This is a genomic window from Paraburkholderia sp. BCC1884 (genome assembly GCF_900996225.1).
Classification (GTDB): domain Bacteria; phylum Pseudomonadota; class Gammaproteobacteria; order Burkholderiales; family Burkholderiaceae; genus Paraburkholderia.
This window is the reverse complement of the sequence record NZ_CAAJGL010000134.1, coordinates 263488-279439: the sequence shown is the minus strand read 5'-3', so window position 1 is coordinate 279439 and position 15952 is coordinate 263488. Positions and strand designations below refer to the sequence as shown.

Genomic DNA, 15952 nt, shown 5'->3' with positions numbered 1-15952 from the left:
CCGCATTAACGTAGCCCGCCGCGCATCAGCGCGGCCTTTCAGAACCGGCAACAGAACGGACTGGACACTCCATCGATGAAGACTCCCGCGGACCGACTCCTCGCGCTCGACGCAGCCCGCCTCACCGCCGACGCCTACGGCAACCACGCTCTCGACGAATGCGCCGCCGGCCGCATCACGCGCCGCGACTTGCTGCGCTATGCCAGCGTGATCGGTTTGTCGCTAGCCGGCGCGGGCGTGCTGAACGCGCCGCGTGCGCGAGCGCAAGGCACGGCTGCCGCGTCGAATCAGACGATCCGCGTCGCCCATCTGACACCGGCCGGAGCGGTTGATCCGCTCACCGTGACCGATGCAGCGAGCCTCGCCCTGCTGAACCAGACCGGCGAATTCCTGATCGACGACGACGGCGAAAAACTCGTGCTGAAGCCCGCACTCGCCCTCTCGTGGAAACCGAACGATAAAGGCGACGTGTGGACCTTCAAGCTGCGCGAGAACGTCAAGTTCCACGACGGTCAGAGCTTCAGCGCCAAAGACGTGGTCGCCACCTTCGACCGCCTCGCCGATCCGGCGAGCGGCTCGGCGGCGCTCTCGGTGCTCAAGGGCGTGTTGTCCAAGGGCGGCGCGAAAGTGGTCGACGACCATACGGTCGCCTTCCATCTGGATGCACCGAACGGCAACTTCCCGTACTACGTTTCATCGGATAACTACAACGGCGTGATCCTGCCCGCGAACTACGCGGGCGGCTATGAAAAATCGTTCATCGGCACGGGTCCGTTCAAGCTCGAAAAGTATCAGCCGAAGGTCGGCGCATCGTTCGTGCGCAATCCCGACTACTGGGGCGAGAAAGCGTTACCGCAGCGCGTACAGTTCTCGTTCTACGCCGACGAGCAGGCCCAGCTGCTTGCCTTGCAAGGCCATCAGGCCGATGTGATGGGCACCTTCACCGTGCAGGGCGGCGCCGGCATCCTGAACAATCCGGACTTCAAGGCGGTGGGCGTGAAATCGAGCGCGCATCGGCAGATTCATATGCGCAACGACAATCCGCTCTTCAAGGACAAGCGCGTGCGCCAGGCGCTGGCCTTGTCGATCGATCGCGACGTGCTGGTGCGCGGTCTCTTCAAGGGACGTGCGCAACTGGGCAACGACAGTCCGTTCGCGCCGGTGTTTCCGTCGTCGGATGCGGGCATCCCGCAGCGCAAGCTCGATGTCGCCAAAGCGAAACAGTTGCTGGCGCAAGCCGGCGTGCCGAACGGCTTCGACGTCACGCTCACCACCGAAAAATACATGGAGATTCCCGACCTCGCGGTGGTCGTGCAGAACGCGGCGAAGGCGATCGGCGTGCGCATCAATCTGAAGGTGGAAAGCCAGTCGCTCTATTACGGCGCGGGCACGCCCGGCAAATCGGACTGGCTCGATTCGCCGCTCGGCATCACCGACTACGGTCATCGCGGCGTGCCGAACGTGTTTCTGAATGCGCCGCTCGTCAGCACTGGCACGTGGAACGCCGCGCACTTCAGGAATCCGCAATACGATCGACTGGTCGCGCAATTCGTGGCCGCGATCGATCTCGGCTCGCAAAAGAAAATCTCCGGACAGATCCAGACGCTACTGCTCGACGAAACGCCGATCATCATTCCGTTCTTCTACGATCAACTGATCGCCATGCGCAAGGGCGTGAACGGCGTGCGCTTCACCGCGCTCGCGCAACTCTACTTCGACCGTGCGGTGTTGAGCGCGTAAGCGTCGACACGTTCACGGCAGGAGCTCACGATGTCGACCCACGCGCCCTCTCCCGTCGCCCCGGTTTCGCGCGGCAATGCGGCTCGCGTGGTGCGCTTTCTGGCCACCCGCGTCGGCCTCTCGCTGATCACGCTTTGGCTATTGTCGGTGATCGTGTTCGCGGGCGGCCAGTTGCTGCCTGGCGATATCGGCCGCGCGGTGCTGGGGCCGCTTGCCGATGCGCGCGCGGTCGCGGCGCTCAATCATCAGCTCGGCGCGGATCGTCCGCTGATGACGCAGTACGTCGACTGGATCGCGCATTTCGTGCGCGGCGACATGGGGCTCTCGTATGCATATCGCGAACCCGTCGGGCCTTTTATCGCCGACGCGCTCGCGCATTCCGCGAAACTCGGCTTGCTCGCGTTCATCGTGGTCGTGCCGCTCGGCATTGCGGGCGGCGTATGGTCGGCGATGCACGCGGGACGCTGGCTCGATCGCACGATCAGCATTGCCGGTTTGTCCGCGACCGTGGTGCCGGAATTCGTCTCGTCGATCGTGCTGATTCTGGTGTTTGGCGTATGGCTGCGCTGGCTGCCGATCGAGGCGTCGTATGCACCTGAGGCGAGCGTGCTCGAACAATTGCGCCACCTGATCCTGCCGATCCTCCCGCTGGTGCTGGTGTTCTTCGGCTACATCGCGCGCATGGCACGCGCCGGCACCGTCGAAGCGCTCGACGCCGACTACACCCGCACCGCGATTCTCAAAGGACTGCCGCGGCGCGTCGTAATCTGGCGGCACGTATTGCGCAATGCCTTGCTGCCGACCATCACCGTCGCGGCGACGCAGCTCGGTTATATGATCGGCGGCCTCGTGGTGGTCGAGACGCTGTTCCACTATCAGGGCATCGGCTCGCTGATCTACAACGCCGCCAAGGCGAAGGACTTTCCGATGCTCGAAGCCGGTGTGCTGACGATCGGCGTGGTCTATACCGTCGCCAACCTCGTCGCCGATGCGCTGCATGTTCTGCTCAATCCGCGCTTGCGGGTGAGGAGCGCCGAATGAGCACCGTCACTCCGCCCGCCGTGCCGCCCACTCAAACCGCGCCGCGCGAGCCGCGTTTCGACCGGTTGCGGGTGCTGCTGCGTTCGCCGACCTTCGTGGTGGGCGTCGTGATCGTCGGCTGGTGGATCGTTTGTGCGCTCGCGGGCCAATGGATCGTGCGCCTCGATCCGTATGCCTCCGATCCGCTCAACTCGCTGACGCCGCCCGACGCCACCCACTGGTTCGGCACCGATCAGCTCGGCCGTGACGTGTTCTCGCGCGTGATCGTCGGCGCGCGCGACATCCTGACCATCGCGCCGCTCGCCACGCTGCTCGGCACGCTGGCGGGCACCGCGCTGGGTTTGATCGTCGGTTACTTCGAAGGCTGGGTCGACAACGTGGTCGGCCGCGCGATCGACGCCGTGCTCGCCTTGCCGCTCGTGATCGTCGCGCTGCTTGCACTGGCCGCAGTCGGCGCATCGAATCTGACGGTGATTCTCGTGATCGGCATCACCTTCACGCCGATCACCGCGCGCACCGTCCGCGCCGCCGTATTTGCCGAGCGTCATCTCGACTACGTCGCCGCCGCGCAACTGCGAGGCGAACACGCGCCCTACATCATGTTTGCCGAGATCCTGCCCAACGTGCTGCCGCCGATCATCGTCGAGGCGACTGTGCGGCTCGGCTATGCGATCTTTGCAGTCGCCACGCTGTCGTTTCTCGGCTTCGGCATTCAGCCGCCCTCTGCCGACTGGGGGCTCGCGCTCTCCGAGTCGTACACGCTGATGGCGGGCGGTGCATGGTGGACCGTGGTGTTCGCAGCCGGTGCGATCGCCTCGCTCGTCGTGGGCGTGAATCTGATCGCCGATAGCGTACAAGGCGTGCTCGACCGATGAACGCCACGCCGCCCGCCTCGTTCCCCGCCTTCGATGTCTCGAAGAGCGACCGCACCGATGCACTGACCGTCGTCGGTCTGAGCGTCACGTACCGGATGCGCGGCCGCGATCGTGAAGTGCTGCAGGACGTGTCGTTTCGCATACGGCGCGGCGAAGCGTACGGTCTCGTCGGCGAATCGGGCTGCGGAAAATCGACCGTGGCGATGGCCGCCGTGCGCTATCTGCCGCGCAACGGCAAGATCAAGGCCGGCAAGATTCTCGTCGCCGGCGAAGACGTGCAGAAGCTCGACGCCGACGCATTGCGCAGCCTGCGCGCCAACGAGATGTCGATGGTCTATCAGGACCCGGGGCGCGCGCTGAATCCGTCGCTCACCATCGCACGGCAAGTCTCCGAAGCGTTCGAAGCGACCGGTATGGCGCATGGCGAAGCGCTCGTGCGCACGCGCGAGATGCTCGAACGCGTGCGCATCGCGGCACCTGAGCGCGTGATGGACAGCTATCCGCATGAGTTGTCGGGCGGCATGCAGCAACGCGTGGTGATCGCGATGGCGCTCGCCTCGAACCCCGCGCTGCTGATTCTCGACGAGCCGACCACCGGCCTCGACGCCACCGTCGAAGCGGAAGTGCTCGACCTCATCGCGCAGTTGCGTCAGGAGTTCGGCACGGCAGTGCTGTTCATCAGTCACAACCTCGCGGTGATCGGGCGCATGTGCGAACGCGTCGGCGTGTTGTACGCGGGCAAGCTCGTCGAAGAAGGCGCGACGCAGGACGTGTTTGCGCGGCCACGTCATCCGTACACGGTCGGCTTGTTGCGTTGCCTGCCCACGGTGGCCCGCAACAAGGCGACCGGGCGGCTCGATACGATCGCCGGCAGTCTGCCGCCGCCGGGCTCGGTCACGCAAGGCTGTATCTATGCCGAGCGCTGCCGTCTCGCCGACGATCGCTGCCGCCGCGAAGCGCCCCCGCCTTATCGCGTGAGCGCGGCGCACGGCGATCAGATGGCCCGCTGCCACTATCACGAACGGGCGATTGAATTGCCGCGTGCGAGCGCCGAGGCCGTGCCCGCAGGTCGCAACGGTGCATCTCGAACAATCGTGCTGCGCGCGGCGCAACTCTCGAAGACGTTTCACGTCTCCGGCACACCATTGCGCGCCGTCGACGACGTCTCGATCGAGCTTGCCAGCGGCGAAACGCTTGGACTCGTCGGCGAATCGGGCAGCGGCAAGACCACCCTTGCCAAGCTGATGCTCGGCCTGCTCGCGCCGGACGCGGGCAGCACGCTCGAACTCGACGGGGCGCCGCTGGCTGCACGCGTCACGCGACGCAACGACGAGCAGGTCAAGTCGCTGCAGATCGTGTTCCAGAATCCGGACTCGGCGCTCAATCGCGCGCATTCGGTCAAACGCCTGATCGGGCGTGCGCTGTCGCGCCTGACGCCGTTGCGGGGCGTTGCCATCGACGAACGGCTCGCCACCTTGACCGCCGCCGTGCGTTTGCCGGAGCGATATCTCGGCTCGCGCACACGGCAACTATCGGGTGGGCTCAAACAGCGTGTGGCGATTGCCCGCGCGTTTGCGGGTGATCCGCGCGTGGTGGTTTGCGATGAGCCGACGTCCGCGCTCGACGTGTCCGTGCAGGCGGCGATTCTCAACCTGCTTGCCGATCTGCAGCGCGAACGCGGCGTGAGTTACGTTTTTATCTCGCACGACCTGAACGTGGTGCGGTATCTGGCGGATCGCATCGCCGTGCTGTATCTCGGCAGGCTGCTGGAAGTCGGACCAGCCGCCGCCGTGTTCGACGGGCCGCGGCATCCGTATACCGAGGCGCTGCTCTCTTCCATGCCGACACTCGACGGCAGCAACGAGCCGGCCCGCATCCGTCTGTCCGGCGAACTGCCGGGCGCCGCATTGCAGCCGTCGGGCTGCGTCTTTCACACGCGCTGCCCGCGCAAGCTCGGGGCGATCTGCGAACAGCAGGACCCGCCCTTCCTCGATGCAGACGCCGGCAAGACCGGCTCGCCATCTGCGCATCGAATTCGCTGCCACATTCCTGTCGACGAACTGCGCGTGTTGCAGTCGGTTTCGCGCAGCGAAGCGCGCAACGAATAACGCGACTTCCGACGCGCTGGCGGCGCCGCGTTTCATCGTCGAAACGTTTTCATGCGTTTTTTGACCGTCTGCATCGCACACGCTCATTCGATGCCTGTTGCCGCAAGGGTTTGCGAGCAATGGCACGGATATCGCTAAGTATGGTCCAGACAGTCGGGGCCAATCCGGCTCGACCAGCACAACGAAGGAAGCGGACCGGCGACGGTAACAGACTCGGGGAGCGACGAGGGACTGCAGCAAGACAGGACCGGTCGTCACAGAATCAGCGTGAGAGATGGCGGCTACGAGGTGCCGGCGTTCCCTCGGGAGAGATGTGATGAAAAACACAATAGTCAATCGATACTACTTCGGGGTACTACGGAGTACCGCGGTCGTCGCGGCAGTCGTGACCTTGGCGACGGGCGCAGCCTACCCGGCATCGAATGATGTGATTCCTCGATGGATCATAGCCGCCGATGCGCCGCTCGCCGCCAGTGAGGTACGTACGCTGACGCATGCGGAACCTGTCGCGCAAGTCGCGCAGAACGACTCGGCGACCGCGGCAGGCTCGAGTGGGATCGCAGCTGCGGCCGCGCCCGGCGACACCAGCGCCGCCGACGACGCTGCCGCTCTGTTCCGTCCGCGCGATTGCGGCGGGGGCGCCTTCAGCGATTGCCATCAGACCGGCGGCGGTAGCGGCAACGGCAATAGCGGCGCGGCGAGTTCGGGCAACAGCGCCGGCGGGTCGAACGGTAATGCCGGCGGCGCGGCCGGCGCAGCGGGCGCAGCGGGCTCGGGCAGCGGTAGCGGCAGCGGCGGATCGAGCTCGGGCGGCGGCAAGAGCAATGGCGGTGGAAGTAGTGGCGGCGGAAGCAGCGGCGGTGGAAGCAGCGGCGGTGGAAGCAGCGGCGGTGGCAGCAGCGGCGGCGGAAGCAGCGGTGGTGGAAGTAGCGGAGGAAGCAGCAGCGGAGGCGGAAGCAGCGGCAGCGGCGGGAGCAGCGGTTGCGGCTGTGGAGGCTCCAGCGGCGGCCCATCCGGTGGTAAAGGCGGTGGCTTTGGTGGCGGTTTTGGCGGTGGCTTCGGTGGCGGCTTCGGAGGCTTTGGCGGAGGCTTCGGCGGCGGTCACGGTGGCAAGGGTGGCGGCGGCGGTGGCGGCAATGGCAATGGCGGAGGAAACGGGCACTAGCATTGGCCCGTTCCCAGGTAGGGGGCCCCCGCGCCCTACCCCCGCAAACGACATGCTGCGCACGCGGTCCACGACCCGCCGGCATCGGCGGTGATGTCTCGATCCCCCGGTCGAGCGTCACCGCCCGAGGCCGGTCGCATCAGGTGACCGGAACCAAACCGGCGCGATGGCCTCATATCAATTCAACGCTCGATATGAGGACACCACGACATGCAACGAAACGTCCCCCCTTTTGCAGCACGCGCGGCCTCCGGCCTGTTGATGATCGCCGCGCTGGGCCTCGCATCGCTCGCTCATGCGCAAACCCCGGCGCCAACTCCGGCTCAAGGGACTCCAGCGACACAGCCGCTCTCGCCCACCCTCTCGCAAGGCGCACCGGCGGTCGATCCCACGTTCTCCGCCTATTCGCTCGCGCAGACCTGCAGGCAGAAAAGCGACAACGTCGCCCAAGGCCAATGCGTCGGGGCGATCCGCGGCATCATCCACGGTTATCAATACGGCGTGCTGTTCCTCAGCCAGCGCGCCTCCCTGCCCGCCAATGAAACGCAGCGCGTGTCGCTGTGTCTGCGCGATACCCAGGTCTCGTCGATCGTCGACGAATTCGTCAAGGACGCCGCTCAGGTCAACGAAGACTCGCTCAAGCACACCCCTGCCGAAGTCGCGGTGCTGGGTTCCGTGCACATGCATCACAACTGCAATTGACCGTTGGCGCCGACGCGCTTACAACATTTCGAGTGGCCGTTTGCTGCGCGGCGGTTTGAAGTAAGCGTCGAGCGCGGCAACTTCTGCCGCGCTCAATTGCAATTGCGAGGCGAGATAGTTGTCGCGTACGTGTTCGACACGCGCTGCTTTTGGAATCGCGAACACGCCGGGCGCGCGCAGCACCCACGCCAGCGCCACCTGAAACACCGAGACGCCGCGAGCGTCGGCGATCTCGTCGAGCGGCGAGCGTTTCGGCAGGCGGGCGTGGTCGACGGGACTGTACGCCATCGCCGGCAGGTTGCGCGCGGCGAGCCACGGCAGCAGGTCGAATTCCGGCCCGCGCCGCGCCACGTTGTAGAGAATCTGATTGGTCGCGCACGCCTCGCCGCCGGGCGTCGCCACGAGTTCTTCCATGTCTTCGGTGTCGAAGTTGCTGACGCCCCAATGGCGGATCTTGCCGGCACGGCGCAGGGCCTCGAAAGCCTCGACGGTTTCCGCGAGCGGCACCGAGCCGCGCCAGTGCAGCAGATACAGATCGAGCCGATCCGTTTTCAAACGCTTGAGACTTTGCTCGCAGGCCGCGATCACGCCACGTCGGCTGGCATTGTGCGGATACACCTTGCTCACGAGAAACACCTGATCGCGCAGGCCGCTCAACGCGTCGCCGAGCAACGACTCGGTCGCGCCGTCGCCATACATTTCCGCCGTGTCGATGAGCATCATGCCCAGTTCGACGCCATGGCGTAGCGCCTCGATTTCGGCCGCGCGACGTGTCGGCACTTCGCCCATTTCCCACGTGCCCTGGCCCAGTTTTGGAATGCGTTCGCCGTCCGGCAGGCTGACGCTGGCAATCTCGCTCGTCATGCTGACTCCTCGAAGTGGCGCGATAAGTGGCTCGATAAGTGGCTCGATAAGTGACTCGATGATGGGCGCCGCTACGGCGCCGGCCAGGACAACCATCCCGACGAGTTTAGCCGTTCAACGAGCATCCGATCGGCCATCAGGCAAAAGCCCGCTATAACCCGGCGCGCCGATGTCATAGAATTGCCGCTTGCCCTTCTTGCGTGAGCCCCATGACCTCTGCCTCGGAAGACCGCTGGCGCGACCTGCGCCCGGACCCGGAAAACGACACGCCGCTATATCTGCAACTTGCTCGCAAGCTCGGCACCGCCATCCACGAAAACCGCTGGAACGCCGGCGAAGCGCTGCCTTCGGAGCGCGTGCTGTCCGAAGCGCTCGGCGTGTCGCGCATTACTTCACGCAAGGCGATTGCCTTGCTGGTCGAACAGGGCTTGATCCGGCGCACTCAGGGCGCCGGCAGCTTCATCACGCCGCGCTATGAAGATCCGCTGTCGCGCCTGTCCAGCTTCAGCGAAATGCTGCGGCGACGCGGTTTCACTCCGAGTTCGAAATGGTTGTCGCGCGAAATCCTGCCGGCCAATCGCGACGAGGTGATCCAGCTCGGCTTGTCGCCGGCTGCGGCGGTGACCCGGCTGCGGCGTTTGCGGCTCGCCGACGGCATCGTGATGGCAGTGGAGAACTCCACGTTTCCGTCGGCGGTGATTCCCGATCCGGCGGCAATCGGCGATTCGCTCTATACGTATCTGGAGACGCGCGGCTTGACGATCGTCCGCGCACTGCAGCATTTTCGCGCGGTCAACGCGAGTGAAGAGATCGCGCAGCAAATGAGCATCGCGCCCAACGAAGCGCTGCTGCTGATCACCCGCGTGGGCTACACCGCCGACCAGCGGGCGATCGAATTGACCGACACGTATTGCCGTAACGACTATTACGATTTCGTGGCGGAGTTACGCAAGTAAGTTGTTTCGCCGGCGTGACGGGACTGCGCGATCCGTCACGCCCACTGCGCTTCGTGCGCGCCTATGCGCGCGGGCGGTAGCGCAAAGAATGCGGGCGTCTCGTTCAATTGCTCCGCAGGCTGCACCGCGAGAATGCTGCCGAATTCGGACTGCGTGGTCGCGAGGCAGTCGCGCACATCGTCGAGCGTGACATCGGGCGCTTTCCAGCCATCGGGGAGCAAGCCAAATGACTGCAGCCATCTCCCGGTTTGCACGAGCGACACCCTGACATGCCAGCTGCCGCCCTCGGTCGCGCGCCGCGCCAATGCCGTCATGGCGCCAAACGCGGCCAGATAGCCGGTCGCGTGGTCCAGCGCCTGGCAGGGCAGATGTTTAGGCTCGTCCCACCCCGCCGCCTGCCGTTCGGTGAAGGCGATGCCACTCGCCGACTGCACGAGGCTGTCGAAGCCGCGCCGTTGCGCCCACGGTCCCTCGTGTCCATAAGCGGACACCGAGACATACACGATCCCCGGCCGCACGCGCGCCAGTTCTTCGGGACCGAATCCCCGCGACGCCAATGCGCCTGGACGGTATGCCTGCAAAAACACATCCGCGCCGCCGACGAGTCCATGCAAGGTCTCGCGACCCGTTGCATCGCGTAGATCGATCACTGCCGAGCGCTTGCCGCGCCCGTTGTCGATCACCAGCGGTGCGATGTTGGGCAGGTGCGGACCGTTGACCATCAACACGTCCGCGCCATGCTGAGCGAGTGCCCGCCCCGCCACCGGTCCCGCGATGATGCGCGACAAATCGAGCACTCTGACGCCGGACAGCGGCCGGTCTCCGGCGGCGGTGCGCGGCGGCTCGGGAGGCGCGTCGCCGATCCGCTCGATCTCGAACAGCGGCAGTGCGGCGATCGCGTGCGCCTGCTCCAGCGCGGCCCACTCGTCGGGCGTACGAATCAGTGCGGCGCACAGGCCTGCGTCGGCGAGCGTCTGATCGAGCGTCGCGCCGTCCCAGTTGCGAATCGCCGCGGCCACCGAGTCACGATCGTTGGCGCAGCCGAGCACGTTCAACACGCCCTGGAGGTGATGCGGGAAATTCGTGTGCAGCTGAATCCAACGGCCATCACGGGTTGCGTAGAAACCCATCACGGGATCGCGCAAGGCGGGCGGTGGACCGTCGTCGATACGCAGATAGCGTTCGCTGCGAAACGATGCCAGCGCGCGCCGCATCTCCACCGTCACCTGCTGACGATGCCCGCTACGCAAGCGCCCGTATTCGACGGCGGCGAGGCCGGTTGCGGCGATGGTCGCCGACGCCAGCGAGCCGACCCGAAACACCGAGGGCAACCCCGGATCGTCGCCGTCCAATGAGACGGATCGCAAGGCGCCTGGGTCGCATCCGGCCAGCGTCCAGATGTGTTTGAGAGCGAGTTCAGGCGTCATGGCGTCCACACCCCAGCAGGAAGAAAGTGTTCCGAGTCTAGGATTTCACCTTGCATGAATCAACCTTGATTATGATAATCAATATATATTGATTTATTCGGTTTCCACTCGATTCCATGCCTGCCGCCCACTCCCTCACCGCCCCTGAAGCCGCCGCTGCGCTCGGCATCAGCGTGGCCACGTTGTATGCCTATGTGAGCCGCGGCATGTTGAGTTCGGCGCCGGACTCGCAGGGTAAGCACCGGCTCTACGACGCCGCCGAGGTACGCCGCCTTGCACGCCGCAAGGAAGACGGCAAGCGCGCGGGCAAGGTTGCGCAGAAGGTGCTGGACTGGGGTGTGCCGGTGCTCGAATCGTCGATCACGCTGGTGGCGAACGGCCGTCTGCTCTATCGCGGTCACGATGCAACGACGCTCGCGCGGACGGCCTCGCTCGAAGACGTCGCGGCCTTGCTGTGGGAATGCAGCGAACGGCGGATCGCCGAGGCGCCGGCTGTGCCGTTCGCCACCGCGCAATGGGCCGCATGGCTCAAGCTGTGGAGCGACAGCACGCCGCTCGATCGCGCGCTGGTGCTGCTGCCGGCCGCGGCGGCACAGATGCCGCGCGTGTGGGCGCTCGGGCGCGACGCGCAACTCGATACCGCGTGCGCCGTCATGCGCTTGCTGGCGGCCGCGATGATCTCGGCGGCGCCATCGAACGAACCGCTGCATCGGCAACTGGCTTCGGCCTGGAACGTGCGCAACCGCCAGCAGGCGGGACTGTTGCGAGCGGCATTGGTGGCTTGCGCGGATCACGAACTGAATGCGTCGACCTTCACGGTGCGCTGCATCACGTCGACCGGCACGCATTTGTTCGGCGCGGTGACCGGTGGACTCGCCGCGTTGGCGGGCCCGCGTCACGGTGGCGAAACCGTGCGCATTGCCGCGTTGCTGGAAGAAGCATCGCGCGCGCCGGACCTCGATCGCTATCTGGCGAATCGCCTTGCACGACACGAACATGGCGCGCATGGGCCAGTCGTGTCGGGGTTTGGCCATCCGCTCTATCCAGAGGGCGACCCGCGTGCGCGTGTATTACTGGCGATGCTGGCCGATTGCGCGCCGGCCCGCTCGCCGCTGGCCGATGTGATGAGGCTGGCGCGCACGGTGCACGATACGACCGGCGCCGAACCGAATGTGGACTTCGCGCTTGCCGCCATCGAGCGGGTGCTCGGGCTGCCGGCCGGCGCCGCTTTCACGCTGTTCGCGGTGGGTCGGGTGGTCGGCTGGATTGCGCATGCGATGGAACAGACGCGCGATGGCCGCCTGATCCGGCCACGCGCGCGATACATCGGAGAGTATGAAGACGAGGCTCGGGATTGAGGTCCGGCGTCGTCGACCTGTCAGACTGCACCTAGCCAACGTGGCAGCCAATTCAGCACGGACAGCCCCGCGATCGGACGCACGGAGGCGCGCTCCGATCCGCTTGCCATCGCGAAACGCGCGCCGGCGTGGCCGGCGCTGATCCATGCCACCGCGCGGCGCGGCAACTCGATCGATTCGCCGGTAGCCAGCCAATGATCTTCGCTGTCGCCTTCGACCGTCAGCCAGATTTCACCCGAGACCACCTTGAAAATCGTCGGCCGCGCGACACGCCAGGCCGAAGCGGGCTCGCCATGTTCCAATTCGAAAATTCGGACTTCACGCATCGCGTTTCTCCTTCAAAGTACTTTTCTGTTGTACCGATTATTGATGTGCGATGATCGAATACCCATGCACAGTTCCGAACACTTTCGTCGGAACTGTTCAGTTGAAAAACCGGACAGTTGGCATGTCTTGCCTGGTCCGATGAAGGACGACGATCCCCCGTGAAACTCGAAATCCAGCTTGACCGGGACAACGGCGTGCCGCTGACCGAACAGATCGTCACAGGCGTGACGCAATGGATCCGCACCCGCACGGCGCATCCAGGCTCGAAGCTGCCGTCGATTCGGCAGTTCGCCGCCGACTACGGGGTGAGCCGCTTTCCCGTGATCGAGGCTTATGACCGGCTGGTCTCGCTCGGCTACGTCGACTCGCGACACGGTTCGGGCTTCTACGTCGCCGACCGGCAACCGTCGGGCATGCAGTGCCAGGGCTCCACGGACCTGCGCCGCGCCGAAGACGAATCGGACCACGTGCTCCAGCAATTCAATCATCCGGGCGAAACGCTCAAGCTCGGCAGCGGCTTCATCCCGGAATCGTGGCGCGACATGGACGGCATCGCGCAGGCCATTCGCCACGTCTCGCGCACGGACCCGGCCAGCATGGTCGACTACGCCACGCCACTCGGCAACCTGACTCTGCGCGAGCATCTGCAAGCCCGTGTCGGCCAGTTGGGGATTCAGGCGGACACATCGCAAATCCTGATCACCAACGGTGCGAGCCAGGCCTTCGATCTGCTGGTGCGCTACATGCTCAAGGCCGGTGACACGGTTTTTGTCGAAGACCCCGGCTACTACAATTTGTACGGTTTGTTGAAACTGCACGGCGTGACCCTGATCGGCATTCCGCGCACGCGCTCGGGTCCCGATCTGGAGGTCATGCAGGCGCAACTGAAACTGCATCGGCCCAAGCTGTTGTTCATCAATACCGTGTTTCACAATCCGACCGGCACGACGGTCGCGCCGCCGGTGGCGTTCCGCCTCCTGCAACTGGCGCGGGAACACGGCTTTTCGATCATCGAAGATGACATCTACACCGATTTACAAACCGATCTCACGGACCGCCTCGCCACGCTCGACCAGCTCGAACATGTGATCTATATCGGCGGCCTGTCGAAGACCTTGTCTTCCTCGCTGCGCATCGGCTGCATCGTGGCGAGCCACGCGATCATCAAGGATCTGGTGGACATCAAGATGCTGACGAGTATCGGCGGCTCACGCTTTGCCGAGGCTGTCGCCGTGTCGATGCTGGAACGCGGCGCGTACCGTAAATATCTGGAGCGCCTGCGCCGCCGCATGCGCGAGGCGCTCGGCTCGACCGTCCAGACGCTCGAAGACGCCGGTTGGGAGCTATTTGATAAGCCAGTGGGCGGCAAATTCGTGTGGGCGCGCGTGCCGCACGTCGCGGACGCCCAGCGGCTGGTGGAGTGCGGCACGCCGTTGGGCGTGACGGTGGCGCCGGGCAATTATTTCCGCCCGAACCGGGAGGTGAGCCCATGGACGCGGATTCACGTGGCATTCGGCAACGAGCCGCGCGCGCAGGCGTTCTTCCGTGCCGCGGTGGAATTGCCCACGACGCGATGAATGTATCGAGCGCAGAGGTGTTCTGAGCATGCGGGGTGCCGCGAGCCTGCTATGCAACCTGCCCCCACGCGACTTCGGCGCTGCGTCGCCGCGCGCTTTTCCCTAGAATAGCGGGTCCCCGCTGCGAGTCTCGGCTCGCTCCTGCTCCTCCAGCGCACCAGCCGCCCTTCATGCCCACACCGCCCGTCCCGCCCGCCTCCCCTTCCAGTCCCGCTGCGGCGCCGACGGCCCGCTCGCTCACGGTCCTGCTGTGGTTGGTCGCCACCGGCTTCTTCATGCAGACGCTCGACTCGACCATCGTCAACACAGCGCTCCCCGCGATGGCGACGAGCCTCGGCGAATTGCCGCTGCGCATGCAATCGGTGGTGATCGCGTACTCGCTGACCATGGCGATCATGATCCCCGTGTCCGGCTGGCTCGCCGACAAGCTCGGCACACGGCTCGTCTTCTTCAGCGCGATTCTCGTATTCGCGGTCGGTTCGTTGCTCTGCGCGAACGCGCATACGCTCAATCAACTGGTGATCTTCCGTATCGTGCAAGGCGTGGGCGGCGCCATGCTGCTGCCCGTCGGACGGCTCTCGGTGCTACGCACCTTTCCGGCAGAGCGCTATCTGCCGGCACTTTCGTTCGTGGCCATTCCCGGGTTGATCGGCCCGCTGATCGGCCCGACGCTCGGCGGCTGGCTCGTGAAAATCGCCTCGTGGCACTGGATCTTTCTGATCAACGTGCCGGTGGGCATCGTGGGCTGCATCGCCACCTTCATCTTCATGCCGGACAGTCGCAACGAGCATGTCGGCAAGTTCGATATGAAGGGTTACCTGCTGCTCGTGGTCGGCATGGTGGCGATCTCGTTCGCGCTCGACGGCCGTAACGAGTTCGGCATCCAGCACGCCACGGTACTCGTGCTGCTGATCCTGAGCCTGGCGTGTTTCGTCGCCTACGGCTTACATGCGGTGCGCGAGCCCGCGCCGATTTTCTCGCTCGATCTCTTCAAGATTCACACCTTCAGCGTTGGTCTGCTCGGCAACCTGTTCGCCCGGATCGGCAGCGGCGCGATGCCCTACCTGATTCCCCTGCTCCTGCAGGTGAGTCTTGGCTATAGCGCCTTCGAAGCCGGCATGATGATGCTGCCGGTGGCCGCCGCGGGTATGGCCTCCAAGCGTCTCGTGACTACACTGATCGTCAAGTACAGCTATCGACGCGTGCTGTTGATCAACACCGTTCTGGTCGGCCTGACAATGGCGAGCTTCGCGCTCACCAATGCGGGTCAGCCGCTCTGGCTGCGACTCGTGCAACTGGCCTTCTTCGGCGGCGTCAACTCGATGCAGTTCACCGCGATGAACACGCTGACGCTCAAGGACCTGGGCACCGGCGGCGCGAGCAGCGGCAATAGCCTCTTTTCGCTCGTGCAGATGTTGTCCATGAGCCTCGGCGTGACCGTGGCCGGTGCGTTACTCGCCACCTTCACCGGCCTGCTGCCACGCGTAACCGCGGCCAACTCGCTACCCGCCTTTCACGCGACCTTCCTGTGCGTCGGCATCATCACGGCGGGCTCGGCCTGGATCTTCGCGCAGCTCTCGCCCGACATCCGCACGCCCGCGAAAAAGACTGACCCTTCCGAGCGCACCTGACACTCCCGGCGCGCCGCCGCCGACCCGCAACGGGGCGCGCGCCGCACCAGCGAAGTGCGCATCGTCACGCTCGCGCTCCCACGGGCGCACAATCGTCTTATCTGCACGCGATTGCCGGGCAGAGACGCTGTGTTTCCGCACGCGCATAGTTCTTGCTCGCCTATCCTGTAAACTCACACTT

At 65.1% G+C, this 15952-nt stretch carries 13 protein-coding genes; 10 read left to right on the top strand and 3 right to left on the bottom strand.

Annotated features, from left to right (window positions below):
* Nucleotides 1–75: 75 nt before the first annotated feature.
* The 6 genes from FQ705_RS30565 (at nucleotide 76) to FQ705_RS30540 (ending at nucleotide 7631) form a co-directional block, all read left to right on the top strand.
* Nucleotides 76–1740 (top strand): ABC transporter substrate-binding protein, encoded by a 1665-nt coding sequence (locus FQ705_RS30565; protein ID WP_144148194.1) that lies wholly within the window; start codon nucleotides 76–78, stop codon nucleotides 1738–1740.
* Between the two features lie 30 nt (nucleotides 1741–1770).
* Complete coding sequence (locus FQ705_RS30560; protein WP_144148192.1) at nucleotides 1771–2781, top strand: ABC transporter permease; 1011 nt, start codon at nucleotides 1771–1773, stop codon at nucleotides 2779–2781.
* On the top strand, nucleotides 2778–3656 hold the full coding sequence (locus FQ705_RS30555; protein WP_144148189.1) for an ABC transporter permease: 879 nt from the start codon (nucleotides 2778–2780) through the stop codon (nucleotides 3654–3656). The genes FQ705_RS30560 and FQ705_RS30555 overlap by 4 nt, the downstream gene beginning before the upstream one ends.
* Entirely contained in the window at nucleotides 3653–5764 is a 2112-nt protein-coding gene (locus FQ705_RS30550; RefSeq protein WP_144148187.1) for an ABC transporter ATP-binding protein, read from the top strand. Before FQ705_RS30555 ends, FQ705_RS30550 begins: the two co-directional genes overlap by 4 nt.
* 316 nt (nucleotides 5765–6080) lie before the next feature.
* The gene (locus FQ705_RS30545; protein ID WP_144148185.1) at nucleotides 6081–6929 is read left to right on the top strand and encodes a hypothetical protein; all 849 of its coding nucleotides are present in this window, start codon (nucleotides 6081–6083) and stop codon (nucleotides 6927–6929) included.
* Nucleotides 6930–7139: 210 nt separating this feature from the next.
* Entirely contained in the window at nucleotides 7140–7631 is a 492-nt protein-coding gene (locus tag FQ705_RS30540; protein ID WP_144148183.1) for a hypothetical protein, read from the top strand.
* A gap of 18 nt (nucleotides 7632–7649) precedes the next feature.
* On the opposite strand, the gene FQ705_RS30535 is transcribed toward FQ705_RS30540, so the two are convergent.
* Complete coding sequence (locus tag FQ705_RS30535; protein ID WP_144148181.1) at nucleotides 7650–8495, bottom strand: aldo/keto reductase; 846 nt, start codon at nucleotides 8493–8495, stop codon at nucleotides 7650–7652.
* A gap of 209 nt (nucleotides 8496–8704) precedes the next feature.
* Here FQ705_RS30535 and FQ705_RS30530 point away from each other — a divergent pair, with 209 nt between their 5' ends.
* Nucleotides 8705–9451 carry a GntR family transcriptional regulator gene (locus FQ705_RS30530; protein WP_144148179.1) on the top strand — a complete coding sequence of 249 codons (747 nt, stop codon included), beginning with the start codon at nucleotides 8705–8707 and terminating at the stop codon, nucleotides 9449–9451.
* Nucleotides 9452–9486: 35 nt separating this feature from the next.
* Here the strand turns inward: FQ705_RS30530 and FQ705_RS30525 are convergent, their stop codons facing one another.
* A complete protein-coding gene (locus tag FQ705_RS30525; RefSeq protein WP_144148177.1) occupies nucleotides 9487–10878 on the bottom strand; it encodes a CoA transferase in 1392 nt (463 codons plus the stop codon).
* 116 nt (nucleotides 10879–10994) lie between these two features.
* Here FQ705_RS30525 and FQ705_RS30520 point away from each other — a divergent pair, with 116 nt between their 5' ends.
* The gene (locus FQ705_RS30520; protein WP_144148175.1) at nucleotides 10995–12236 is read left to right on the top strand and encodes a citrate/2-methylcitrate synthase; all 1242 of its coding nucleotides are present in this window, start codon (nucleotides 10995–10997) and stop codon (nucleotides 12234–12236) included.
* Nucleotides 12237–12256: 20 nt separating this feature from the next.
* Here FQ705_RS30520 and FQ705_RS30515 read toward each other — a convergent pair whose 3' ends face one another.
* Nucleotides 12257–12562 carry a DUF2917 domain-containing protein gene (locus FQ705_RS30515; RefSeq protein ID WP_144148173.1) on the bottom strand — a complete coding sequence of 102 codons (306 nt, stop codon included), beginning with the start codon at nucleotides 12560–12562 and terminating at the stop codon, nucleotides 12257–12259.
* Between the two features lie 159 nt (nucleotides 12563–12721).
* Here FQ705_RS30515 and FQ705_RS30510 point away from each other — a divergent pair, with 159 nt between their 5' ends.
* Together FQ705_RS30510 and mdtD are read left to right on the top strand one after the other, a co-directional pair.
* Nucleotides 12722–14140: a PLP-dependent aminotransferase family protein gene (locus FQ705_RS30510; protein ID WP_144148171.1), complete on the top strand. Its 1419-nt coding sequence runs from the start codon at nucleotides 12722–12724 to the stop codon at nucleotides 14138–14140.
* 170 nt (nucleotides 14141–14310) lie between these two features.
* Complete coding sequence (gene mdtD, locus FQ705_RS30505; protein ID WP_144148169.1) at nucleotides 14311–15771, top strand: multidrug transporter subunit MdtD; 1461 nt, start codon at nucleotides 14311–14313, stop codon at nucleotides 15769–15771.
* Nucleotides 15772–15952: the final 181 nt, after the last annotated feature.

Bases quoted from the DNA above. Each gene is read 5' to 3' on its own strand.
- FQ705_RS30565 (WP_144148194.1), top strand. From the start codon at position 76: ATGAAGACTCCCGCGGACCGACTCCTCGCGCTCGACGCAGCCCGCCTC.
- FQ705_RS30560 (WP_144148192.1), top strand. From the start codon at position 1,771: ATGTCGACCCACGCGCCCTCTCCCGTCGCCCCGGTTTCGCGCGGCAAT.
- FQ705_RS30555 (WP_144148189.1), top strand. From the start codon at position 2,778: ATGAGCACCGTCACTCCGCCCGCCGTGCCGCCCACTCAAACCGCGCCG.
- FQ705_RS30550 (WP_144148187.1), top strand. From the start codon at position 3,653: ATGAACGCCACGCCGCCCGCCTCGTTCCCCGCCTTCGATGTCTCGAAG.
- FQ705_RS30545 (WP_144148185.1), top strand. From the start codon at position 6,081: ATGAAAAACACAATAGTCAATCGATACTACTTCGGGGTACTACGGAGT.
- FQ705_RS30540 (WP_144148183.1), top strand. From the start codon at position 7,140: ATGCAACGAAACGTCCCCCCTTTTGCAGCACGCGCGGCCTCCGGCCTG.
- FQ705_RS30535 (WP_144148181.1), bottom strand. From the start codon at position 8,495: ATGACGAGCGAGATTGCCAGCGTCAGCCTGCCGGACGGCGAACGCATT.
- FQ705_RS30530 (WP_144148179.1), top strand. From the start codon at position 8,705: ATGACCTCTGCCTCGGAAGACCGCTGGCGCGACCTGCGCCCGGACCCG.
- FQ705_RS30525 (WP_144148177.1), bottom strand. From the start codon at position 10,878: ATGACGCCTGAACTCGCTCTCAAACACATCTGGACGCTGGCCGGATGC.
- FQ705_RS30520 (WP_144148175.1), top strand. From the start codon at position 10,995: ATGCCTGCCGCCCACTCCCTCACCGCCCCTGAAGCCGCCGCTGCGCTC.
- FQ705_RS30515 (WP_144148173.1), bottom strand. From the start codon at position 12,562: ATGCGTGAAGTCCGAATTTTCGAATTGGAACATGGCGAGCCCGCTTCG.
- mdtD (WP_144148169.1), top strand. From the start codon at position 14,311: ATGCCCACACCGCCCGTCCCGCCCGCCTCCCCTTCCAGTCCCGCTGCG.